Raw genomic sequence first — 23,422 nt, 5'->3', positions numbered from 1 at the left:
GTTCGATCATAGTCAAGAGGCGCCCAGCCTCAGCGGCACCGACAGGCGTTTCCGCCATGCACGTTTCCCATGGTGAGATGGGTCATGAGAATCGTGATGTCCGGAGCGTCAGGAATGATCGGAACGGCTTTATCGGAGCACCTGGCCGGCTACGGCCATGAGGTCATCCGGTTGGTGCGGAGGCCCGCCAAGGACCCCGGTGAATGGACGTGGAACCCGGCCGCGGGGCAACTCGACGAAGCCGTCCTGGACACGGCGGAGGCCGTCATCAACCTTTCCGGAGCCGGAATCGGGGACCGCCCGTGGACCAAGAAGCGCATCCGGGAACTCCGGGATTCCCGGCTCGAAGCTACCAGGACCCTGACCGACGCCATGGGAAGGCTCGGCACACCACCGGCCACCTTCATCAGCCAATCCGCCTCCGGATACTACGGTGCCTCACGCGAGGGCCTTCTGCGGGAGGATTCGGGGCCCGGCCATGGCGTGCTGGGAAACTTGTGCGTCGAATGGGAACGAACAGCCCGGACCGCACCATCTGGTGTGCGGGTAGTGACTCCACGGACCGGCGTAGTACTCAGCACCTCAGGGGGCGCGCTTGGACCCCTCCTCCCTTTGCTGAGGATCGGGCTGGGCGGGCCGTTTGGAAACGGGCGGCAGTACTGGCCTTGGATCACATTGGCCGATGAAGTGGCTGCATTGGCGCATCTTCTGAGAACTGACATTGATGGCGCGGTGAATGTTTGCGCCCCGGAAAGCGCAGACGTCAACACGATCGTCGCCGCCCTGGCCAAAGCCTTCCACCGGCCAGCCTTCTTACGTGTCCCCCGTCCCGCTTTGCGGTTGGTGCTGGGGCGGCTTGCCGATGAGCTGGTTCTAGCCAACCAGAGAATGGAGCCTGCCCGGCTGTCGGACGCTGGTTTCACGTGGGAGCACCCATCCTTATCTGACGCCATGGCCTGGTTGACCAAGGACAGGGCACGCTGACCGGGCGGTTGGCCGTCAGCCGTTGGTCGCTGGACCAGTGTGGTCCAGGGTGTCGCTTTCCTTGCCGGTGCTTGGAGCGAGGATTTCTGAAATCCACCATCGCCCGTCAGCGCGAACGATGTGAACGCGAAGCTTCTGCGGCGGGCCGGCAGGCTGTGGCCGGGCTTTGGCTCCTGAGGCATCACGTTCTTCATAGCCGGATGTCGCGACAGTCACCGTGACCACGGCGTCGCCGGCCTCCCCGGGTTCGGACACGCCATCCGCGGATAACGTCGTCGAGAATCCGGCGTACATCGTTCCGGTTTTCCGCAGGTGGTCCGCCAGCAGCTGGTCAGAGGCTTCCGCGGGTGATCCAGCGGCATTGACCAAAGCCAATAACTCAGGTCTTCCCTGCCCCAGTGCAATGTCGCGCACGGATGCCAGCGTGGCAACGGCCACTGCCGGATCTTCGGCGTGGAGTCCTTCGGCCAGTTCTTCCGGCAGAGCGGCGGACACCGTGGTTCCTGGCCCTGGGGCCGGATTCAAGGTCTCCGCCGCTGCTTGCTGGGGCTGCGCAGATAACTCCAGGCTTTGATGCTGCGGGTTCTGCGGCCACAGTATCCATGCCGCGATGCCGAGCAGCAACCCGGTAGTCAGTACGGCCGCAAGGACCCTGACCCTGGCCCAGAGGCCACGACGTTGGGGCCGCCGGCCCTCCGGACGAAGTCCAGGCTGTAGTCCAAGCGGAAGGAAACTCCGCCATGATCCAAACCATCGGGGCATGCGCCGTGCGGGACGCCCCAAGGCCTGGCGGCGGGTCAGCAGGTCAGGAATGACGGAGGAATGTACGGCGCCGGACAAATCCACCGGCTCCGGCGCCGCGCTCCTGAAGATCGCCATGGCCAGTTCCCTGGCAGCAGGCCGCACCAACGCATCGACATCCAGCGCAGCCTCCAAGGCGGCCACCAACGACCTCGGAACATCCGGAACCAGCACGGACAACGGCGGCCGGTGTTGAGTGGTCTCCGGTGCCGCCCCCGTCAGGCAGTACCACCCGACGGCGGCAAGGGAATAGACATCACGCGCCGGCTGGAGTTCCTGCAATGCGTCGGTCCCACTGCCGGCGGCAACTGCGCCACCTGGCGACGTGAAGCCGGGTGTTCCAGCCTCAAGGTTTGGCCGGCCACCTCCCACCACGGAGGCAATGCCCAGGTCCGCGAGCAGTGGCTTCCCCTCGGCAGTGAAGAGGATATTTCCAGGCGCCACGTCACCATGCACGGTGCCATTGGCATGGAGGTAGTCCAAGGCCTGGGCAAGAGGGGTCAGAATGGTGACAGCTTCGCCTACATGGAGCCTTCCCCGCCCTGCCATCAGGTTGGCCAGCGAGCCGCCCGCCGCGTAGTCCATGACGATGCCCAGTGTCCCCACGCAATCGCCTTCAAGCGGAACGACGTCGTGAACCCGAACCAGGTGCTGGTGTTTCAGGCCGGACAGGACCTTGACCTCCCTCGAGGCTTCCTCAAGAACCTTGGATTGCGCCATCCGGGCTCCGGGACTGGCGCATTTAATGGCGAACCGCGCCCCATCGCTGCTCCTGGTGACCAGCCATACAGTAGAAGTACTGCCTTGGCCCAACATGCGGGATGTCACATAGCCCGGAGCGGACGGCGTGACGGCGGCGGGCGGATCCAGAGTTTCCATAGACAAGATCTACCGGAATACGGAATTTTCCGCAGAAGTTATCCACAGGTCGCACCCAGATCACTCCTTGCACCAACAGCACGTGATGCGACTGAGAGGTTCGCCACAAAATCATGGACAGTCTGCCGCTGGGTCTAAGCTTGAACCCATGACTCTTGAGTTTTCACAACTGGGTCTTGCCCCTGATTTCGTTGACTACATGCAGGGCTGGGACCTGCAGCGCGAGATCCACAACAAAGTTGTTGCGGGCGAGAAGAACAGCACCGTTTTGCTCCTGGAGCACGCTGCCGTCTATACGGCCGGCAAACTCACGGAAGATCACGAACGACCCTTTGACGGGACACCCGTCGTTCCCGTGGACCGCGGTGGAAAGTTGACCTGGCATGGTCCAGGACAGCTGATCGCCTATCCCATCCTCAAACTCAAGAACCGCGCCGGTATCCGCGACTATGTGGAACGGCTCGAAGCCATCATGATTGCCGTGATGTCGGACTACGGCATCAACGCCGTGACTGTGAAAGGCCGGGCCGGCGTCTGGCTGCTTGCCGATGAAAAAGGTCCGGACCGCAAAATTGCCGCTATCGGTATCCGCGTCCTGGACGGCGTCACCATGCATGGTGTCGCCATCAACTGCAGCAATGACTTGGCGCCTTACGCACAGATCATTGCCTGTGGAATTACCGACGCCAGTGTCACCACCATGTCGCTGGAAGCCGGCCGGACCATCAACCCGGCCGACATCGTTGACCGCTTCGTGGAAGAATTCCGCAAGCATGAAGAAGCACTCATTTCCACCCACGAAGGAGCACTCCAGTGACCCTGGCACCTGAAGGCCGTAAGTTGCTGCGCGTTGAGCAGCGTAACTCGGCGGTCCCGGTTGAACGCAAGCCCGAGTGGATCAAGGCCAAGGTCCAGATGGGTCCTGAGTTCGTCCAGCTCAAGAACCTGGTGAAGAAGGAAGGCCTGCACACTGTGTGTGAAGAGGCCGGCTGCCCGAACATTTTTGAGTGCTGGGAAGACAAGGAAGCGACGTTCCTGATCGGCGGGTCCGAGTGCACCCGGCGGTGTGATTTCTGCCAGATCGATACCGGCAAGCCGTCCCCTGTGGACATGTTCGAACCCACCAAGGTGGCCCGTTCGGTGCAGGCGATGCAGTTGCGCTACGCGACCGTGACCGGTGTGGCCCGTGATGACCTGGCCGATGAGGGTGTGTGGTTGTACGCCGAAACGGTCCGGAAGATCCACGAACTGAACCCGGGCACCGGGGTGGAGCTGCTGATCCCGGATTTTTCCGGCAAGCCGGAGCACATCGCGGCGATCTGTGATTCCAAGCCCGAGGTGTTCGCGCACAACGTCGAGACCGTGCCGAGGATTTTCAAGCGGATCCGTCCGGCGTTCCGGTACGAGCGGTCCCTTGATGTCATCACGCAGGGCCGTGATCTGGGCATGGTGACCAAGTCCAACCTGATCCTGGGCATGGGCGAGACCCGGGAGGAAATCTCCGAGGCCCTGCGGGACCTGCACACGGCCGGGTGTGATTTGATCACGATCACCCAGTACCTGCGCCCGTCCGAGCGGCACTTGCCGGTGGACCGGTGGGTCAAGCCGCAGGAGTTCGTGGATCTCCAGCACGAGGCCGAGGAGATCGGGTTCCTTGGTGTGATGTCGGGTCCGTTGGTGCGGTCCTCGTACCGGGCCGGGCGCCTCTGGGCCACCGCGATGCGGAAGAAGGGCCGGGACATCCCCGCCCACCTCGCCCACATTGCCGAGGGCATCCAGGACTCCGGCACCACCCGCCAGGAAGCCTCCACCATCCTCGCCGCCCACAAGTAGGCAAACCCATCCTCAGCCGCGCCGCCACACCAGGCGGCGCGGCTGAGTGGTCTCATCCCAGGTAAAACCGGTTCCGGGCGCCCAGGTGATCCAATTGGAAGCACCAGGCGGCCCGTCCGATGCCGGAGGTAGCAGCGTCCAACCCGCGTTCCAAGGTGGAAACGTCAATGACCTGCTCGTCGGAGACGAAGATGAACTCACTCCCCGAATGGACAAGGCTCTTTTCCGTTTGGGCCGCCGTGTACCCATGCACTGATGGTCGCGTCCAGAAGATCCCTTTACTCACGATCCTTGCGGGCACGCCCGCGGCTGTAGCGTTGGACGGGACGTTCTTGGTGATCAGGGCACGGGCAGCCAGAATGCTGCCGGAACCGACCTTGGCTCCCTTGAGAAGAAGCGTGTCTTCCCCCAACCACACATGGTCCCCCACCCAAATGGACTCGCTCGGATTGACCCGCTGGTGATGCTCGACTGAATAGATCAAGTGTGGGTCGGCCGTCCTGAAGGCAACCCGGGACGAAAACATTGCATCGCTGCCCACTATCACGTGCTTGCGTTCAGTGGGAAGGACCCGCGCTTCTGCCGTGAAAGTTGCGCCAGGGCCCAAATAGAAGACGGACTCTTCGAATACCGTCACAATCAGCCTGAGGAACCCATGGGACTTCCGGAGATGGATCACGGCGTCGTTCCCCAGGAAGCGGAGCTTTGTGTTGCGGAGCCTTGTTCCATCCTCGATGAAGAGGACGTTTCCAGTTCCCGCGAATTCGACGCTTGATGAGGTGAATTCAGACCCGGGCGTTTCCTTGAGGTGTACTACGTTGTCTTGAATGGCGGCGACATCCGCGTAAGAGCGGATGATCTGGTTCTTCGGGGGCTGGCCACCTCTGCTTGAATCAGTCGTGTCGGACACCGGCCACCTCCCGGGAGTCCGCAAGCACAACGCTGGTGTCTTCCCAGTCAATGGCGGACAGTGCCTCGGCAGCGTCGGCGTGCGTGTCTCCATGGACGACGATCAGCAAGCGCTGGACTCCGGCAGCGATGACAAACCTCAGAGCTGCGATATCCGCCAAGGCCCAGCCATCGAGGACTTGGACTGCAGCCCTGCACGCCGTCCGGGTACAACTGTCCTCGACGTCTGCAATTACTGCTTCGGGGTCGGAAACGAAATGGATCTCCATCGTGTCACCGTCAGGGGCCAGTGTGCGGCAGCTATAGCGGAAACGCGCGAAGGTATCTCCGTCGAGCACGGCATAGTCCTGCGTGGTTTCTGTGTGAAGTGTCAACGCCTGGGAGCTCAAGGTCTTCTTTGGTATCCGTGTCCCCGGTTTCACAGCCTCCGGCAGGGCGCCGGTCCACGTGGTCCCATCGGCCTTCATGGCGATCACCTGGGAGAGCTGGCCGATGGGGTCATAGGCGGGGAAAAGGCTCTGCTCACCGGCGGTGTATTTGACGAAGTGATAGGAGTGCTCCGTCATCAGCTGCAGGAACCGTGTTCTCCCCGAGCTCCCGGCGATGAACCAGTTGGCCCCGGTGACCGTGGAAGCTTCCGCATCGATCCTGACCTGCACCTGGAGGGTCTGGTCGTGGCGGAAGGTACGCATCTCTTCGCACGCGAATTGTTCCTCCACCGGGTCGCCGAGAAATCTCCGAATGATGCACAACATGGCGGGGAGAGCGGCCCTGGCGACGTCGGAGTGTCCGCCATTGATGCGGTACTTCGAGAGATTGGGTATGTCGGAGGCCAACTCGATCAGCGAATGATTGCTCAGCTCGTCGGAGTTCGTATAGAAGTAGTCAATTTTGCGTCCTTCCGCGAAATACCGGCGGAGGCGGTCCTCTGGTTGCCCGACATCGCGCAAGGCACGGTTTTGCAAGAGGTTGTCCTTGAAGAACGGCTTGCTGAAGTAGTACGGCAGGTTCATTTGCGGCACTGCAAGAAGCAAGGCGGCCTCAGGATAGTCCATGGCGTAGTGGATGGCGATGGAACCACCCTTGGATGCACCGAAGAAGAGCATCTCTTTACGATCGATGTGGAACCGGCTCCGCAGCCCCTCAATGGCTCCCCCCACCCGGCTCTCCAGAGGCCTGCCTGCATTGTCCACCATCATGTAGGAACCGGCCACCAGGTAACGGTCTTGGAAGCACACCATTATGGTGTCCCGCAGGTCCGTCTCCGTGAGGTCCTTGAGGTAACTTACTGCATAGGAAATCCGCGTAGTCGAAGGGCCAAAACCAGGGAAGGTGATGAGCATCCTTTTCGGGTTTGTTGTGTTCCCGCGCAAGGAGTAGAACACGTCCCCGTGTTGCTCCACACCATACTGCTCATCGTACGAAACTTGCTGTCGCGTAGTGAACGCTCCCCGCCCGATCTTCAACTCATAGGGTGTATCGATATCGACAGCGAAGCGGGAGACATCGTCCGAGGTGACCATGATGTTGCGGTATTCAAGAGGGAACCCACGGGCCGGTGGTTCCACCATGTTTCCATAGACCACCTTCCCGTCCTGGAGCAGCCGGAACTGCTGACCCTTCCAGGCTTCCCAATTGCCCAAGGTCAGCTTCGCGAAGTAGACCCCTTGCGGGAGGCTTTCGGAGGCAACACGGCGGATCCTCCCCTCCAGGCCCTTGGCCTTGATAATGCGCCGCACGGGTGAATCAGCACGGGAGGCCAGGACTGCCCTGGCGACCTCCAGCCCGGCAGGCGAGTAGGCCGCCGCCCGGCCCGCTTTGGTGATGCTCTTCTTGAACCCATGAATCAACGCCATCAGAGACTCAACATCCTTTCGACGATCTTTTCGTTGATGCGTGCTGGATCCACTCCCTCAAAGAAGCGCTCACGGCGTCTGATGTACTTGGGATCCCTCACGGCGAAATCCTCACGGACGATGTGGTTCACCAGCTCGGAGTGCTCACTGAACACAGGGCCCAGTCCGTCGTCGCTGTAGTCCATGCGACTCTCGTAGGGCTGGTCCTTGAAGAAATCGGCTGCGTCCCAGTGGTAGTACGCAATTGGCTTGCCCACGAAGGCCGCGTCAAGGGCCGCGGAACTGTAGTCGGTCACCACGAGCTCAGCGGCGCAGATCGCTTCCCGGTAGCTCAAATCAGACTTCACGATGCGTTCGGTAAACCTGAACTGTCCGGCTCGTTTTTCCACGTTGGGGTGAAGCTTCACATGCATGATCCGGTCTGTGTCCTCAAGGAACCTGATGAGCCTTGGGTCCGAGAGCAAGGTGTCAATGGCATGGAAGTAGTCCGACTGCACAAAGTGCTCAGTCGAGGACTGGTGCAGATTGAAGCGCCATGTGGGCATGAAGAGAAGATGTTGTTGTCCGTGGATGTCGCGGGCCAAGGACTCGTAGCGCGGCAATCCACTGTTCAGGGTCTCAACAGGAGCCAATTTGCTCATGTATTCCGTTTCGATCCTGCCCGTGGCAACAAAAACGTCAAAGTACTTGGAGAGCACCCAATCGGACATGTCATTGAGCTGGATTCCATGCTGGAGGTAGACAAACCGGGAGTTGGCGAACGATTTTCCGCGGTATCTGATGCTGTATATCTGCGAGGACACCACAAGGTCTGATATGAGGAACTTCTCGTAGAAATCCTTGGTGAAAATAGAAATCAGGTTGAAGCCCTTGGCCTCCAGGCGCGCCCAGTCGGGCGACTTGGGGTTGATCGCGAAGTACGCATGGGTAAATTCGGGATGCCTTGCTGTGAAGTACTCATACAAATGCTCTGCATTGTCGTCTGCTTGATGAGGCCGGTCGAAAAAGAGGATCGTCGAGGAAGGGCGGATCGGCCGGTTGTAGAAGTTGTAGCTGCCGGGCCTGGCATGGCCGGACCTGAGATTGCGTGCCAGATAGCACTTTCCGATCCTCAGGATCTCGTCATTGAACAGCAACTCATACAGTGGGACCTCGCTCGCGCCAGCGTCAGGCTTGTGCCGGAAAACCAGGTAGGCGTCTTTGTTGCTGAGTTGCTTGTAGAACTGCTTGCCGTCTTCCGGGTCAACCAGCCAGCGGATCCAGGCAGCTTCGAAAGGCTGCAGCGGCTCCACCATGGCCAGAAGCTCCATCAGCTCGAAGCCGCTGATCAAGTCCCGAAGATGGTTCAACTTAATGGACGTCGCCTTTTGCCCCCGGATCCCCCGGAGGAACAGTGCAACGTAGCGCAGGACCTGCAGCCTGATTTCTTTGGAGTGAACGGGCATCACCGGCATCAGACGGTTGGCTTCCGCGGCAACCTTAAGGCCGATCGCTCCCTTGGTATCTGATGCCATAGAGAAACCTGTGGTGAGCGGCCTGACCTTCGCTATCGACCAATACATGCGGTAGCTGGTGTAGATGGCGGTGCGATCCACGTCCTCGAGCGCCTCCAGTGCGTCGGACAATCTCCTCGTGTTGAAGGCACTGCCAAAGACGTCGGTGTCGCGGGCGTAGTGGTACGCGTCGTCGAGCTTGGTTCCGGCCACATGTTTCGGGATGGGGCCTGTGTACATGACGGGCTCGGCAAGATAGACCGTGCGCGACTTGAGGTACTCGAAGAGGGTGGCCACGTAGTTCGCAGACAAGAGGTGGGAAGTCCGCATGAAGATGACGTACTTGCTGTCGATCTGCCGGCAGAGCCTGGCGATGACGGTCGTCGTCAAGGGCTCAGCAACATGAAGGACCGAGAAATGCGATTCAAGCCGCAGGCGTGCAGCTATCAATCGCCGGTACATGGCGGACTCGCGGTCAAGTTGTCCGGTTTCCTCAAGGACGATGGTGAGCAGTGGCGGCAAATCGGGCATGTGGTTCCTATGGCGATCGAACGTGGGGAAATGCGCAGTGTCGAGTCACTCCGGAGCTTGGGAGTCACTTAAACCAAGTGACACAGCGGGCTGGTTCGTGACGGAGAAATCAAAAACGAATCGCCTGCGGCCTGGCCGTGGTCCTCAAGGCGTCCGGTGTCTGGGCGTACATCACGTAGAATTAAGGCACTATGGCGAACTCCCCTGATTCCAGCAACTCGACCCCCTCGGCCGACGCACCCAAGCGTGGGCTGTTCCAGCGCAAGCCCAAGGAAGCCAAGGCAAAGAAGCCTGGCCAGCTGAAGCAAATCGCTGAAGTCTTCAAAATGACCCGGCGGAACGATCCCCAGGTCGTGTGGATCATGGTGCTGGCGTTCCTTGCCGTGGTGGCTGTCGCATTCCTGATCGGCTTCCTTCTGGAGAACTGGGTCACCGGCCTGATTATCGGTATTCCGCTGGGTCTCCTGGCAGCGGTGTTCATCCTGTCCCGAAGGGCCGAAAAGGCTGCCTTCGCCCAGATCGAGAACCAGCCGGGCGCCTCTGGCGCCGCCTTGGGAACCCTCCGCCGTGGTTGGGTCACGCAGGACCAGCCTGTAGCGGTCAACCCACGCACGCAGGACGCAGTCTTCATGGCCATTGGCCGGCCCGGGGTTGTCCTGGTCAGCGAAGGTCCCACACACCGTGTTAAGCCCCTTGTCGATGCAGAGCGCAAGCGCCTTGCCCGTATTCTTCCGAACGTCACCATCCACGTTCTGGAATCCGGACGGGGAGAAGGCCAAGTGCCCCTGAACAAACTGGCAAAGACCATGGGCAAGCTCAACAAGGAGCTCACCAAGATTGAAGTAAACGCTGTCAGCAAACGCATCAATTCCCTGGGGAACCGCCTGCCGATCCCCAAAGGCATTGATCCCTACAAAGCGCGCCCTGACCGCAAGGCCGCGCGCGGACGCTGACGCTCTTCGCTACAACGAAAAACCGCTGCTCCCCGAATTCGGTGGAGCAGCGGTTTTTTGTTGTCTTCTTTGCCGGGAGGGCGTGCCTACATCCGTATGAGGATAGTGTTCATCGCTTTGTCGTGCAGGCCCCGCTGGTCAGGATCAAAGACGACTGCCGGAATGACCAGGCACAAGAGGATCGTCCGTACCACTGCGGCCACCGGACCGGCAGGACCTCCGCCCAAGCGAACCACATGGATGCCAGCCACCCTGTGTCCGATGCTGTAGCCCAAGGTGCCAATCAGGAGAATCTGCTCAACAGCGAAAATGGCCAGCGTAGCCCATGGGTCGCCGCCGAAGGCAAAGTTGCTGATGACCAACGCGATGGTCCAATCCACAACGATGCCCAGGATGCGGCGCCCGGCGCGCGCAGTGGAGCCGGGACCCGATTCAGGCAACCCGAGCCTTTCGCCGGGATACTTGGAGATTCCGGACGTGTCCGGACCGCTCAACCAGGAGCCAATGTCTTTTCTATCTACCACACTTCAAGCCTAACGGCTGGGCTGCCCGGTGTCCGACCTGCCAGAGCTCCGGAAGCGGCCGCCAGAGGTGCTTGTCGGGGCGCAGTGTTCGCCCACCGGACCGACGTGGACCAGACACCGGGAAGCCGACTACCGTTTACACAACAGATGATTCTGTAACCTGCCGGAAACAATACTGACACCCCCGGGAAATCCCATCTCCCTATGGTGGTATGAGTTGCCAGCCACCACTGCACAAGGGGATGTTTTGTGTCTCCGGAGCTTTGGCATGGGCTGCACCACGCGGCCTTCCGGGCCTGTTACTTGATATGCATAAGGAGCATAGATGTTCAAGACTGCGGACGAAGTCCTCAAGTTCATCAAAGACGAAGACGTCAAATTCGTCGATATCCGCTTCACCGACCTTCCTGGTGTCCAGCAGCACTTCAATGTGCCGGCCAAGAGCGTTGACCTTGACTTCTTCGTCAATGGCCAGCTCTTCGATGGTTCTTCCATCCGCGGCTTCCAGGGCATCGCTGAGTCCGACATGCAGCTCATCCCGGATGTGACCTCGGCCTTCATCGACACGTTCCGCATCGAGAAGACGCTTGCGCTGAACTTCTCCATCGTGAACCCCCGCACCGGTGACCCCTACCACCGCGACCCCCGTGGCGTAGCCGAGAAGGCTGAAGCCTACCTGGCCTCCACCGGCATCGCCGACACTGCTTTCTTCGCTCCCGAGGCTGAGTTCTTCGTCTTCGACAACATCCAGTACGAGTCCTCCCCTCAGGGCAGCTTCTACAAGATCGACTCCGAGGAAGCTCACTGGAACACCGGCCGTAAGGAAGAGGGCGGAAACCTCGGCTACAAGACCCCCGTCAAGGGCGGTTACTTCCCGGTCTCCCCCACCGACAAGCAGGCCGACCTTCGCGACGCCATGTGCATCGAACTGGATAAGGCCGGCCTTGAGGTTGAGCGCTCCCACCACGAAGTTGGATCCGCGGGCCAGGCCGAGATCAACTACAAGTTCACCACGCTGACCGCGGCTGCTGATGACCTGCAGAAGTTCAAGTACATCATCAAGAACACTGCCGATGCTTGGGGCAAGTCCGTCACCTTCATGCCGAAGCCCGTCTTCGGTGACAACGGCTCGGGCATGCACTGCCACCAGTCACTGTGGAGCAACGGTGACCCGCTGTTCTACGACGAGAAGGGCTACGCAGGCCTCTCCGACATGGCTCGCTGGTACATCGGCGGCCTGCTGAAGCACTCTTCCGCAGTCTTGGCTTTCACCAACCCGACGGTCAACTCCTACCGCCGCCTGGTCAAGGGCTTCGAGGCCCCCGTGAACATGGTCTACTCGCAGGGCAACCGCTCCGCCGGTATCCGTATCCCGATCACGGGCACCAACCCGAAGGCCAAGCGCATCGAGTTCCGCGCTCCGGACCCCTCGTCCAACCCGTACCTGGCGTTCGCTGCCCAGCTGATGGCCGGCATCGACGGTATCCGCAACCGCATTGAGCCCCCGGCTCCCATCGACAAGGACCTCTACGAGCTCCCGGCCGAGGAAGCCAAGGACATCCCCAAGGCTCCGGGTTCCCTGGAAGAAGCTCTTGAGGCCCTTCGCGAGGACAACGAGTTCCTGCAGGCCGGCGGCGTCTTCACCCAGGACCTCATCGACACTTGGATCGACTACAAGTACGAGAATGAGATCCGCCCGCTGTCGCTGCGCCCGAACCCGTACGAGTTCGAGCTCTACTACGGCGTCTAAGCTCCACCACGCGCATTAACCAGCGCGATCCCCGGTCCATATGGACCGGGGATCGCCTTTTTTGCGGCTAACTACTCAGTCTTATCCTGATCGCGTTCGCGGATGTTCCTGGCGATCTCATCCAGTTTCTCCTTGACGAAACCAGCAGCTTCCGAAAGACCCTTTTCAGCGCTGCCCAGCGGATCCAGCTGAAGGTAGACCTTGTGGTCGATCGTGAGGTCGTATTCATCCTTCAGGTGGGTACCGCCGCCGACTCCATCAAGCGACAGGTAGACCAGCGCTTCGGTTCGCGCAATGCCTGCGATGGTTCCGAAAACCACAGTGAAGTCATTGGGCTGAAAGCTCACGGACTGGCCCACATGGCGCCGGTCCAACTCCCCGGCAAGGACGGTCTTCTCTGTCGAACTTGGGTTGTATTCCATGGACTTTCCCTCTGCCTAGAGAACAGTGACAGAAGAAGTCTATAAGGATACTTAGCGTCTGCGCAGCCTGATGCCCCAGGAGCCGCAGCGCTCACGGGAGCCAAGCCATCAGTGCTTGGTTCTGGGCGACCGTCCCGGGACTTCCGGCGCTGCACAGTCAGTGCAGAACACCCGGTCGGTTTCTTCGCCGCAGCACTGGCAGCGATGGAGCAGGGCCGCTGGTTCAATCACATACGTTGTCATAACCACAATGCTGCCCCGCGGCCATTGCGGGGACACGAGTAGCGTGTACTCGTTTTTTCGCCTGCCAGGTACCGCGACTACTTGGATTCGAAAAACCGCAGCTCTTCGGCGGTCGCCGGAGAATGGCTTAAAACTCCCCCGACCATTGCAGCAGGTTCTTCGTCAGAGAAGGTCGCAAAGCAGCGCCGGCAGACAAACGTACCGGCACGGCCGTGACGCGAGGACCAGTGCGGCCCTGCCTGTTCGCAGCGAAAACAGCACATGGTGGAGAAAGCTGCACCTTCCGAATCCACGCTGATTGTCACGGGAGAATCCTAAACGACCCCAGCCGCCGGGGCCAGACCCCTGCACATTTTGCCGCGGCAGTATTTCTACTGCTTGCCGTACTTCTTGTGCACCGCCTGCTTACTGACGCCCAGGCAAAGGGCTATCGCCTCCCATGACAAACCGGACTGCCTGGCCGCACGTACCAGCGAAGCTTCCCGCCGCCCGACTTCCTTCTGAAGTTCCGCTACAGCGTACAGTGCCTCAGCCGGGCCCATTCCATCCATCGATCCCACCAGCGTCTTCATTCGGTCCACCTCCATGACGTCAACCCTAGTTGACGAAATGCTAATCGTCAACCAGTGTTGACGTCAGTGTCACTCAAAGGCCCTGTACATCGTTCGCTGCGGACCGGAACTGCCGCCCAGGTACCTGCCTGCATCGACGAAGCCAGCCTTGGCGTAAGCAGCCTGTCCCGCCGGATTACGTTCGTTGACGGACAGCACGACGCCGGTCTGGCCGCCGCCCAGCCGGGTCGTCAGCTTCCACGCCTCCTGTGTTGCCGCACGCGCAGCCCGTGTTCCCAGGCCACGCCCTTGGCTTCCCGAGTCGATCAGGAAGCCCCTGAGAAGCCATGCAGAATCATCGTCGGACCAACCCGCCAATTCCGCAGCCCCGTACTGGAGGGTCAGCACGCCCACCGCCAGCCCCCCTGACTCAATGACGTACGGCAGACGGGACTCCTCCTCCATGCCCAGCAGCATCATGCGGAGGGGGTCCCCGACGAACTCGCGCTGCCTCTCCTCGACGGAAAGCGTGGCCACGGCACCCAGGTGAATGGCCCGCGCGTCATCGTCCAGGCACTTAAGCGGAATCAGCCACACATCACCCACGTCAGAGTGATCGTTCGCGCTCGAAAATTGATCTTTCGAGTCATATTCAAGCATTTCGCGGGGTCTTCCTACTAGTGTTGTCACAACTGTTCCCTACGTCGAAGGAACCTCTCCATGAACCGGCCGAACGTCATTCTGATCTGCGTGGATGAATGGAGGGGCGACTGCCTGTCCTCGGACGGCCATCCCTACGTCGAAACACCCCATCTCGACGAACTCGCCCGAAGCGGCGTGCGGTTCTCCAAAGGCTATTCTGCTACGCCATCCTGCGTCCCTGCCCGCGCGGCCCTGTTTACAGGACAGTCCCAGGAACGCCACGGACGGGTGGGGTACAACGACGGCGTACCGTTTCACGCTGTCCACCCGGTGACAGTACAGGACGAGTTCAGAAAGGGCGGATACCACACCCAAGCAATCGGCAAGATGCATGTGTGGCCCGAACGCTCAAGGCTCGGCTTCGACGATGTGGTCCTCCATGACGGCTACCTTCATCACGCGCGGCGGGAACACCAACAGCATTTCGCCATGTTTGATGACTACGTGCCGTGGCTCCGGAGGCAGCCGGGGATGAGCCCCGATGCAGAGTATTTCGATCACGGCGTGAACTGCAACTCGGTTGTTGCCCGGCCCTGGGACAAGGCAGAGAACCTGCACCCTACGCATTGGATCGGCACGCAGGCCATCGAATGGATGCACCGCCGCGATCCCGTGAAACCCTTCTTCCTCTACCTTTCCTTCCACCGTCCGCACCCACCGTACGACCCGCCGTCGTGGGCTTTTGAGCAGTACCTCGGCCTTCCCGGGTATGAGGCCGTGGTGGGCAATTGGGAGCACCACTGGGATGGGAACCGGAGGGACGGAGACTACCAAGCAAGCTACGGCAGAATGCCGGACCATGTGGTCCACCGTGCCAGGGCTGGGTACTACGGCCTGATGGCGCAGATCGATCTGCAGATCAACCGGATCAAGGAGTCACTGGCGGATTTCGGACTCGATGACAACACGGTCATAGCCTTCACCAGCGACCACGGGGAAATGATGGGCGACCACCACATGTTCCGCAAGGCCGTGCCCTACGAGGGATCCGCCCGCATACCGTTCATTATCGCCAACTCACCTGCAGCACAGGACGCAGCGCGGGGCACCGTAGTGGACCACGTGGTGGAACTGCGGGACATCATGCCCACGCTGCTGGATCTTGCCGGGTTGCCCATCCCGGACTCCGTGGATGGAAAGTCCCTTGCGCCCCTCGTGCGCGGCGAGAATACCCAATCCGTCCGGGACGTCCTGCACGGCGAACATGTCTATTGGGGCCAGAACCTGCACTGGTTGACCGACGGGCACCACAAATACATTTGGGGTTCCGGAAGAGGAACAGAAGAACTGTTCAACCTCGACGCCGATCCTCAGGAACGCTTCAACCTCGCCGACGATCCCGCGAGCCACGCTGAACTGCACCGCTGGCGGGATCGGATGGTGGAGACACTCCGGGACCGTGAAGAAGGCTACGTGGTCAACGGCACGCTGGTGCCAGGGGTTCCGGTGGTCTCCATGTTGCGGCATGCCCGGGAAATGGCCGGGGCGGCGCTTCCCCAGGGCTAATTGCCGTAGAAGACCTTCTCGAACACTCCCCTGGCCCTCCGGCTGAGCCGCAGGTAATCCTCTTCGAACTGGCCGGCATTTCCTGGAGCATATCCACACCAGCGCGCCGCAGCCTCAAGGTCCTTGCGTGAAGACGGCAGAAGGTCAGAAGCCCGTCCCGTGACGATCACATTCGCTGAGCGTATCCTGCTGGCAAACCGCCACGCATCCCGCAGGAGCGCAGCGTCGTCGTGTCCAATGAAGTCCAGTTTTTCCGCTGCGGAGAGGGCCTCAAGCGTCGAAGTTGTCCTCAGCTCCGGATGCTTGCCGGCGTGCTGCAACTGGATCAACTGCACCAGCCATTCGACGTCGCTCAGCCCGCCGCGCCCAAGCTTGACGTGACGCGCAGGATCGGCGCCTCGCGGCAAACGTTCAGACTCCACGCGTGCTTTGATTCGACGGACTTCCCGCACATCCTGCTCCGCCAACTCCCGAGGGTAGCGGATCGGGTCAATAAGCTTGACGAAATCGGCGGCCAGCTCATCGGAACCGGCCATGGGACGCGCCCGCAGCAGCGCCTGGGCCTCCCAAATAAGCGACCACCGACGGTAGTACTCCGCATAGGACTCCAGCGACCGGACCATCGCGCCGTTTTTGCCTTCGGGCCGCAGGTCCGCGTCCACCATGAGTACACGTTCAGCCATGATGGCCGGCTTGAGCGGCTGGGTGAGGAAGCTGGAGACTTTGGCGACGATCGCCGTCGCCTGCTCCTGGGCCTCTGCGTCAGAGAACCCGGGACGGGCGCGATGCACATAGATGACGTCGGCGTCCGAGCCGTAACCGATTTCCCGTCCACCCTGCCGCCCCATGGCGACCACCAGGACATCGGTTTTCAGAGGACCATCGGCGGCAATGACGGATTCGGCTACATGAAGCGCCCCCAGGACAGCGGCCCGGTCGGTTTCAGCCAGGGCAAGGCCAACTGCGTCCTGGTCCAGCAATCCGGAACTGTCGGCGATCGCTGTCCGCAGGATCTCGCGGCGCCGGATCAAGCGAATGAGCCGCATGGCACTTTCGGGATCGGGGTGGCGGGAAAGCTTGGACCGGATCTCCTGCCACTGGGCTTCGAAGCTGATGGGCACCAGCTCTTTGTCGCTGCCCAGCCAGGCCACAGACTCCGGGGAAACTTCCAATAGATCCGATATCAGCCGGGAGTTGGCCAGCACCTGGCACAAGCGTTCCGCAGCCGCCTGCGAATCCCTCAACAGACCCAAATACCAATGTGTCGTGCCCAGGGCCTCGCTGACCCTGCGGAAGGCGAGCAGACCGGCGTCGGGGTCCACGCCTTCAGCGAGCCAGCCCAGCAAAATGGGGAGAAGCTGCCGCTGCAGCGCCGCCCGCCGGCTGACTCCGGCCGTCAGCGCTTCAATGTGCCGCATGGCCCCTTGCGGATCCGAGTAGCCCAGGGCAGCAAGCCGCCCTTGGGCTGCCTCGGGGGTGAGCTTGGCATCCTCGCTGCTCAGCTTGGCCGCAGTATTGAGCAAGGGGCGGTAGAAGATGCGCTCATGCAGCTCCCGCACGGCTTTCTTGGTCTTCTGCCAGGTCGCCATCAGCTGGTCCGGATGCGGCCGTTCCAGCGAAAAAGGCCCCAGGACGGCCTTGGCAAGGAACCGCTGCGCGTCCTCGGCCACAGGCATGAGATGGGTTCGCCGCAGCTGGAAAAGCTGGATCCGGTGCTCCAGCAAACGCAGGTACCGGTAGGCGTTGTCGAAAGCGGCTGCATCCGTGCGGCCGATGTAACCCCCGGCAGACAGTGCGGCAATGGCTGACGTGGTGTCCCTGCATCGCAGGGATTCGTCGGATTTTCCGTGGACCAGTTGCAGCAGCTGGACGGTGAACTCGACATCGCGAAGGCCGCCGCGCCCCAGTTTGATCTGGCGGTGTTCCTCGGCCGCGGGGATGTAATCGGTGACCCTGCGGCGCATCGCCTGCACGGATTCGACGAACCCTTCGCGGCCCGCGGAGGCCCACACCAGCGGTTCCACCGCTTTCTCGTAGCGCTGGCCCAGTTCCCGGTCGCCGGCAATGGTGCGTGCTTTCAGGAGCGCCTGGAACTCCCAGCTTTCTGCCCAACGTGCGTAGTAGCTGAGGTGGGAGGGCAAGGTACGGACCAACGGTCCGGACTTTCCCTCGGGACGGAGGTTGGCATCGACTTCCCATAGCCCGGGCTCCGGCGCCGACGAAGAAATCGCGCGGGAAATCCCGGACGCCAGGGCAGTACCGATGGTGGACGCCCGGGCGTCCTCCAGATCCCCCGCCTCAATGACGTAAATGACGTCGACGTCGGAGATGTAGTTCAGTTCACGGGCGCCACACTTGCCCATGCCAATGACGGCAAGCCCGACGTCGGCGATCTCCGCGGCAGCGTACTGTCCTGCCGCTTCGGCCCGGGACACGGCGAGGGCGGCCTCGATGGCGGCACCAGCAAGGTCGGCCAGTTCGGCGCCGACAGCCGGCATGAAGTCCTGGGGCGATGCGGCACAAAGATCCTTGATGGCCAGCTCGGTCAGCCCGCGTCGATAGGCACTCCGAAGTGCCGCGTAGGCCGGCATACCGGTGATCCCGGCCACAGGGCGCTGGGCTCCGGGCTCGGCTTTCACGGAACGGAGAAGCATGGCCCGGAGCTCTTCACTGGAGGCCTGGAGGGGCTCCGGGCTGACGCGGGCCTCGAACACATCCAGGTGTTCAGGCCGGCGCATGAGGAACTCGCCCAGCGCCTCGGAAGCGCCCAACAGACGGTACATGGGCTCGCTGGTGTCCTGCTCCGCCGCAGCCAGCTTCTTCAGCCCTGGATTCTTCTCCAGAAGGCGGACCAACGATTGCAGGGCCGTGTCCGGGCTCGCGGACATGGAGAGCCCGGCAAAGAGCGCTTCCTGGTCAATACCCTCAAGTTCAGGGGCAGTAAGGAAACGTTCTGCCTTTTCGAGATCACTGAAACCGGCTGAAATGAGCCGACGTGCAAGGCTCATTGGCCTTGCCTACAGAATGCCGAGGTTGCGCTGCAACTCGTACGGTGTGACCTGAAGGCGGTAATCCTGCCACTCCGCGCGCTTGTTGCGCAGGAAGTGCTCGAAGACCTGCTCGCCCAGGATCTCGGCTACAAGCTCCGATTCCTCCATGGCGCGGATGGCGTCGTGGAGGCTGGCCGGCAATGGCGCATGCCCCATGGCCCTGCGCTCAGCGGTGGTCAACGACCAGACGTCGTCTTCCGCAGCAGCGGGAAGTTCGTAGCCTTCCTCGATGCCCTTCAACCCTGCGCCCAGCAGGACAGCGTAGGCCAGGTACGGGTTGGTGGCGGAGTCGATCCCGCGGTACTCGATACGCGCCGACTGGCCCTTGCCGGGCTTGTACAGCGGAACGCGGACAAGCGCGGAACGGTTGTTGTGTCCCCAGCTCAGGTAGCTCGGCGCCTCGCCGCCGCCCCAGAGCCGCTTGTAGGAGTTCACGAACTGGTTGGTGACTGCCGTGAATTCGGGAGCGTGCTTCAAAATTCCCGCGATGAACTGACGTGCCGTCTTGGACAGCTGGAACTCAGCTCCAGCTTCGAAGAACGCGTTGGTATCGCCCTCGAACAGGGAGAAGTGGGTGTGCATGCCGGAGCCGGGGTGGTCGGTGAAGGGCTTGGGCATGAAGGTGGCGTAAGTCCCCTGCTGGAGCGCGACCTCCTTGATGACCGTACGGAAGGTCATGATGTTGTCAGCGGTCTGCAGGGCATCCGCGTAACGGAGGTCGATCTCGTTCTGGCCCGGGCCGCCTTCATGGTGGCTGAACTCCACGGAGATGCCAACGGATTCGAGCATGGTGACAGCCGTACGGCGGAAGTCCTGGGCAACGCCGCCCGGAACGTGGTCGAAGTAGCCTCCCTCATCCACGGGAACCGGCGAGCCATCGGGGCCGAGGTCCTTGGACTTGAGCAGGTAGAACTCGATCTCCGGGTGGGTGTAGCAGGTGAACCCCATGTCCGCAGCTTTAGCCAGGGTCCGTTTGAGGACGTTGCGGGGGTCAGCTGCGGAGGGTTCACCGTCAGGGGTCAGGACGTCGCAGAACATGCGCGATGTTTGTTCCGTCTCACCGCGCCACGGCAGGATCTGGAAAGTCGACGGATCCGGCTGGGCGAGCATGTCGGACTCAAAGACGCGGGCAAGGCCCTCGATCGCTGAACCGTCAAAGCCAAGGCCCTCTTCAAAAGCTCCCTCAACCTCGGCAGGCGCAAGCGCTACCGACTTCAGGGAACCCACGACGTCGGTGAACCACAAGCGTACGAAGCGCACGTCACGCTCTTCGATCGTCCGCAGAACGAACTCTTGCTGGCGGTCCATAGGGCCTCTTTTCCGATTCAGTGTCCATGCCGCTGGTTCCAATGGTTTGGAGCCACGACAACTCAGCCTTCACTCTACTAAGTCTTCGGTGCTTATGCCGCAGCAGTACCTGCGCGTAACACAGCGTTTACATTCAGTGACGCTTGGCACACTGGTGGCAGGCGTCGTCGGCACCCCTTAGGCTCTACCCATGGCCCCGAGCAACCTTCCTGAGTCCACCACGCCCGCCGAAGTTCCCGCACCCTACGGGACCGGCCCGGCATCTGCTGCCACGACGCCCGCTTCAAGCGCAGGTAAGCCGCTCAGCAGAGTCAGGATCCACCACCTCCAGCAAGCCAAGGACAACGGCGGGCGCTTCGCCATGCTGACTGCCTACGAGCAGTACACCGCAGAGATTTTTGACCAGGCAGGAATCGAAGTCCTCCTCGTCGGAGACTCGGCATCCAACAACGTCTTTGGCAACGAGACGAGCCTGCCCGTCACTGTGGACGAGCTCCTGCCTCTGACCCGGGCGGTGAGCCGGGCTGCCAAGAGGGCCCTGATCGTGGCGGACCTTCCCTTCGGCAGCTACGAGGTTTCGCCAGGGCACGCAGTTGCTACCGGCGTCCGGTTCCTCAAGGAAGGCCTGGCGCACGCTGTCAAGATCGAGGGGGGCGCTTATTACGCAGACACCGTTAAAGCCATGGTTCAGGCCGGCATCCCCGTCATGGCCCATATTGGCTTCACTCCGCAGAGCGAACACTCCTTGGGCGGTTATCGCGTCCAGGGCCGCGGAGACGACGCACAACGCCTCGTGGACGACGCCCTCGCACTGCAGGACGCCGGAGCCTTCAGCGTGCTCATGGAAATGGTTCCGGCGGAAACGGCGGCCGCCGTCGATGCCGCGTTGCGGGTACCAACCGTAGGTATCGGTGCCGGGAACACCACCACAGGCCAGGTCCTCGTGTGGCAGGACATGGCTGGTCTGCGGGGAGGAAAAATGGCCAAGTTCGTCAAGCAATACGCCGACCTGCGCACCACCCTGCGCGACGCAGCCGCCGCTTACGGCGAGGACGTCAGGTCCGGGCAGTTTCCCGGACCCGAGCATTCCTTCTAGTCGTCGTCCTGGGCGTCCCAGGCATCGTTTCGGGCTTTAACCTTTTCCAAGGCGTGTTCGGCTTCTTCCCTGGTTTTGTAAGGGCCAATCAGCTGGGTCCAATCGGACATGGCGTCCTCTTCGATCTCGTGCGTCTTGACGTTGTACCAGTACTCCGTCACGTCTCCTCCTCGGTCCTTGGGCGGCTGGACGCGTAACGTTGGCGGGGTCACGGGAACCCGGCCACCCTTTGTTACTTACGTCTCTTGTGTGCCTTATATGATCAATCTATGCCTTCTCTTGCTTCGACTGCACCCATCGGCGCCCTCACCCCAGGAACCATCAGCCCCGAGCGGCCTGTCCCGGCCTCCATTCCGCGGCCCGAGTACGTCGGCAAGAAGGCGCCGGCCAAGTTCACCGGTTCCGAGGTGAAGTCGGCGGAGACCATCGAAAAGATCCGCATCGCCGGCAAGATCGCGGCCCAGGCGATCGTCGAGGTGGGCAAGCACCTGGAGCCCGGCGTCACCACGGACTACCTGGATAAAATCGGCCACGAGTTCCTTCTGGACCACAAGGCCTATCCCTCCACGCTTGGCTACCGTGGCTTTCCCAAGTCGTTGTGTTCCTCGCTGAACGAAGTCATCTGCCACGGGATCCCCGATTCCACCGTGGTGCAGGACGGCGACATCCTGAACATCGACATCACAGCCTTCATCGGTGGAGTCCATGGGGATACCAACTACACTTTCCTGGTTGGCGACGTGGATGAGGAATCCCGTCTGCTGGTTGAGCGTACGCAGGAGTCGCTCAACCGGGCCATCAAGGCCGTGGCCCCTGGCCGCGAAATCAACGTAATCGGCCGTGCCATCCAGTCCTACGCCAAACGCTTCGGCTACGGCGTGGTGCGGGACTTCACTGGCCACGGTGTGGGTGAGGCCTTCCACACGGGCCTCATCATTCCGCATTACGACGCAGCCCCGGCGTATAACACCGTGATCGAGGAAGGCATGGTCTTCACCATTGAACCCATGCTGACGCTCGGCACCATCGAATGGGACATGTGGGCCGACGACTGGACAGTCGTTACCAAGGACCACAAGCGCACGGCCCAGTTCGAACACACCCTGCTGGTCACTGAGACCGGCGCGGAAATCCTTACCCTTCCCTGAGCTCGTCGGAAGGTCCAGCAGCCCGGGCGGCTGCGCCATGCCCATCCCCTCCTGCCATGATCGGAATTGCATTGTCCAAGAAGGATGAGAAGACCCACAAGAACGCACCGCTGATCGGTATCGACATCGGTGGCACCGGCATCAAGGGCGGCATCGTCGACCTGAAAAAGGGCAAGCTGATTGGAGACCGCTTCCGTGTTCCCACACCCCAGCCCGCAACTCCTGAGGCAGTAGCCGAGGTTGTAGCCCAGATCGTCGAAGAACTGTCCAGCCGCCCGGACGCCCCGGCTGCAGACTCCCCGGTGGGTGTGACCTTCCCCGGCATCATCCAGCACGGCGTGGTCAACTCAGCTGCCAACGTGGACAAGACCTGGCTCGGTACTGACATCGACGCAAGGTTTACCAAGCGTCTTGGCCGACCCGTGGAGGTTATCAACGACGCCGACGCAGCCGGTCTGGCTGAAGCCCGCTACGGAGCCGGCGAAGGCGTGGATGGAACGGTCCTGGTCATCACTCTGGGAACCGGAATTGGCTCTGCTTTCATCTTCAACGGCCAGTTGGTCCCCAACGCGGAGCTGGGCCACCTTGAGGTGGATGGACACGACGCCGAGACCAAGGCCTCCGCCGTAGCCCGTGAACGCGATGGCCTGAGCTGGGACGAGTACGGCGTCCTGCTCAACCGATACCTCCAGCACGTTGAGTTCCTGTTCTCCCCCGAACTTTTCATTGTGGGCGGCGGAATCTCCAAGCGCTCCGATGAGTACTTCCCGCACCTGGACCTGCGCACCAAGATTGTGACTGCGAAACTGAAGAACGACGCCGGTATTGTCGGCGCAGCGCTTGAGGTCGCTTTGCACCACAAGCTCACCAAGTAGTCCGCAGG

Annotated in this window: 21 protein-coding genes; 9 read left to right on the top strand and 12 right to left on the bottom strand. The window is 61.4% G+C overall.

The window, feature by feature from the left end; all coding sequences use genetic code 11:
• Positions 1-84: 84 nt before the first annotated feature.
• Positions 85-984 (top strand): TIGR01777 family oxidoreductase, encoded by a 900-nt coding sequence (locus tag ABQM86_RS09160; RefSeq protein ID WP_369746431.1) that lies wholly within the window; start codon positions 85-87, stop codon positions 982-984.
• Between the two features lie 15 nt (positions 985-999).
• On the opposite strand, the gene ABQM86_RS09155 is transcribed toward ABQM86_RS09160, so the two are convergent.
• A complete protein-coding gene (locus ABQM86_RS09155; RefSeq protein WP_369746430.1) occupies positions 1,000-2,664 on the bottom strand; it encodes a protein kinase in 1,665 nt (554 codons plus the stop codon).
• Positions 2,665-2,749: 85 nt separating this feature from the next.
• On the opposite strand from ABQM86_RS09155, the gene lipB reads away from it, so the two are divergent.
• Complete coding sequence (gene lipB / locus ABQM86_RS09150) at positions 2,750-3,481, top strand: lipoyl(octanoyl) transferase LipB (RefSeq protein WP_369746654.1); 732 nt, start codon at positions 2,750-2,752, stop codon at positions 3,479-3,481.
• Positions 3,478-4,497, top strand: coding sequence for a lipoyl synthase (lipA, locus tag ABQM86_RS09145; protein ID WP_280627730.1), 1,020 nt, complete (start codon positions 3,478-3,480; stop codon positions 4,495-4,497). The genes lipB and lipA overlap by 4 nt, the downstream gene beginning before the upstream one ends.
• 52 nt (positions 4,498-4,549) lie before the next feature.
• Here lipA and ABQM86_RS09140 read toward each other — a convergent pair whose 3' ends face one another.
• The 3 genes from ABQM86_RS09140 to ABQM86_RS09130 are packed head-to-tail and all read right to left on the bottom strand — an operon-like array spanning position 4,550 to position 9,286.
• Positions 4,550-5,407 (bottom strand): hypothetical protein, encoded by an 858-nt coding sequence (locus ABQM86_RS09140; RefSeq protein ID WP_369746429.1) that lies wholly within the window; start codon positions 5,405-5,407, stop codon positions 4,550-4,552.
• Complete coding sequence (locus tag ABQM86_RS09135) at positions 5,391-7,262, bottom strand: hypothetical protein (RefSeq protein ID WP_369746428.1); 1,872 nt, start codon at positions 7,260-7,262, stop codon at positions 5,391-5,393. Before ABQM86_RS09135 ends, ABQM86_RS09140 begins: the two co-directional genes overlap by 17 nt.
• On the bottom strand, positions 7,262-9,286 hold the full coding sequence (locus tag ABQM86_RS09130; protein ID WP_337340952.1) for a CDP-glycerol glycerophosphotransferase family protein: 2,025 nt from the start codon (positions 9,284-9,286) through the stop codon (positions 7,262-7,264). Before ABQM86_RS09130 ends, ABQM86_RS09135 begins: the two co-directional genes overlap by 1 nt.
• A gap of 191 nt (positions 9,287-9,477) precedes the next feature.
• On the opposite strand from ABQM86_RS09130, the gene ABQM86_RS09125 reads away from it, so the two are divergent.
• Positions 9,478-10,239, top strand: a complete 762-nt coding sequence (locus ABQM86_RS09125) for a DUF4191 domain-containing protein (protein ID WP_207597141.1) — start codon at positions 9,478-9,480, stop codon at positions 10,237-10,239.
• An 86-nt stretch (positions 10,240-10,325) separates the two neighbouring features.
• On the opposite strand, the gene ABQM86_RS09120 is transcribed toward ABQM86_RS09125, so the two are convergent.
• A complete protein-coding gene (locus ABQM86_RS09120; protein ID WP_207597140.1) occupies positions 10,326-10,763 on the bottom strand; it encodes an RDD family protein in 438 nt (145 codons plus the stop codon).
• Positions 10,764-11,088: 325 nt separating this feature from the next.
• Between ABQM86_RS09120 and glnA (ABQM86_RS09115) the strand changes: the two genes are divergently transcribed.
• The gene (gene glnA / locus ABQM86_RS09115; RefSeq protein ID WP_089594519.1) at positions 11,089-12,513 is read left to right on the top strand and encodes a type I glutamate--ammonia ligase; all 1,425 of its coding nucleotides are present in this window, start codon (positions 11,089-11,091) and stop codon (positions 12,511-12,513) included.
• Between the two features lie 71 nt (positions 12,514-12,584).
• On the opposite strand, the gene ABQM86_RS09110 is transcribed toward glnA (ABQM86_RS09115), so the two are convergent.
• The 4 genes from ABQM86_RS09110 to ABQM86_RS09095 all read right to left on the bottom strand — a co-directional run bounded on the left by ABQM86_RS09110 (position 12,585) and on the right by ABQM86_RS09095 (position 14,389).
• Positions 12,585-12,935, bottom strand: coding sequence for a hypothetical protein (locus ABQM86_RS09110; RefSeq protein ID WP_207597139.1), 351 nt, complete (start codon positions 12,933-12,935; stop codon positions 12,585-12,587).
• Between the two features lie 320 nt (positions 12,936-13,255).
• On the bottom strand, positions 13,256-13,483 hold the full coding sequence (locus ABQM86_RS09105; RefSeq protein ID WP_207597138.1) for a hypothetical protein: 228 nt from the start codon (positions 13,481-13,483) through the stop codon (positions 13,256-13,258).
• A 66-nt stretch (positions 13,484-13,549) separates the two neighbouring features.
• On the bottom strand, positions 13,550-13,765 hold the full coding sequence (locus ABQM86_RS09100; RefSeq protein ID WP_026542533.1) for a hypothetical protein: 216 nt from the start codon (positions 13,763-13,765) through the stop codon (positions 13,550-13,552).
• A 54-nt stretch (positions 13,766-13,819) separates the two neighbouring features.
• Positions 13,820-14,389: a GNAT family N-acetyltransferase gene (locus tag ABQM86_RS09095; RefSeq protein WP_207597137.1), complete on the bottom strand. Its 570-nt coding sequence runs from the start codon at positions 14,387-14,389 to the stop codon at positions 13,820-13,822.
• Positions 14,390-14,449: 60 nt separating this feature from the next.
• Between ABQM86_RS09095 and ABQM86_RS09090 the strand changes: the two genes are divergently transcribed.
• Positions 14,450-15,937 (top strand): arylsulfatase, encoded by a 1,488-nt coding sequence (locus tag ABQM86_RS09090; protein ID WP_369746427.1) that lies wholly within the window; start codon positions 14,450-14,452, stop codon positions 15,935-15,937.
• Here ABQM86_RS09090 and ABQM86_RS09085 read toward each other — a convergent pair.
• Positions 15,934-18,945, bottom strand: a complete 3,012-nt coding sequence (locus tag ABQM86_RS09085) for a bifunctional [glutamine synthetase] adenylyltransferase/[glutamine synthetase]-adenylyl-L-tyrosine phosphorylase (protein WP_369746426.1) — start codon at positions 18,943-18,945, stop codon at positions 15,934-15,936. The two genes, ABQM86_RS09090 and ABQM86_RS09085, sit on opposite strands and share 4 nt — an antisense overlap.
• 9 nt (positions 18,946-18,954) lie before the next feature.
• Entirely contained in the window at positions 18,955-20,295 is a 1,341-nt protein-coding gene (glnA, locus tag ABQM86_RS09080; RefSeq protein ID WP_026542529.1) for a type I glutamate--ammonia ligase, read from the bottom strand.
• Between the two features lie 190 nt (positions 20,296-20,485).
• On the opposite strand from glnA (ABQM86_RS09080), the gene panB reads away from it, so the two are divergent.
• Positions 20,486-21,391 (top strand): 3-methyl-2-oxobutanoate hydroxymethyltransferase, encoded by a 906-nt coding sequence (panB, locus tag ABQM86_RS09075; protein ID WP_369746425.1) that lies wholly within the window; start codon positions 20,486-20,488, stop codon positions 21,389-21,391.
• On the opposite strand, the gene ABQM86_RS09070 is transcribed toward panB, so the two are convergent.
• Positions 21,388-21,552, bottom strand: coding sequence for an SPOR domain-containing protein (locus ABQM86_RS09070; RefSeq protein WP_011774435.1), 165 nt, complete (start codon positions 21,550-21,552; stop codon positions 21,388-21,390). The two genes, panB and ABQM86_RS09070, sit on opposite strands and share 4 nt — an antisense overlap.
• A gap of 108 nt (positions 21,553-21,660) precedes the next feature.
• Between ABQM86_RS09070 and map the strand changes: the two genes are divergently transcribed.
• Both map and ppgK read left to right on the top strand, forming a co-directional pair.
• Entirely contained in the window at positions 21,661-22,539 is an 879-nt protein-coding gene (gene map / locus ABQM86_RS09065) for a type I methionyl aminopeptidase (RefSeq protein WP_207597133.1), read from the top strand.
• Between the two features lie 71 nt (positions 22,540-22,610).
• Positions 22,611-23,414 (top strand): polyphosphate--glucose phosphotransferase, encoded by an 804-nt coding sequence (ppgK, locus tag ABQM86_RS09060; protein ID WP_278251957.1) that lies wholly within the window; start codon positions 22,611-22,613, stop codon positions 23,412-23,414.
• Positions 23,415-23,422 lie beyond the last annotated feature (8 nt).

Origin of the sequence: Paenarthrobacter sp. AMU7 (assembly GCF_041200195.1) — a bacterium.
Taxonomy (GTDB): domain Bacteria; phylum Actinomycetota; class Actinomycetes; order Actinomycetales; family Micrococcaceae; genus Arthrobacter.
This window is presented reverse-complemented; position numbering and strand designations above follow the sequence as displayed.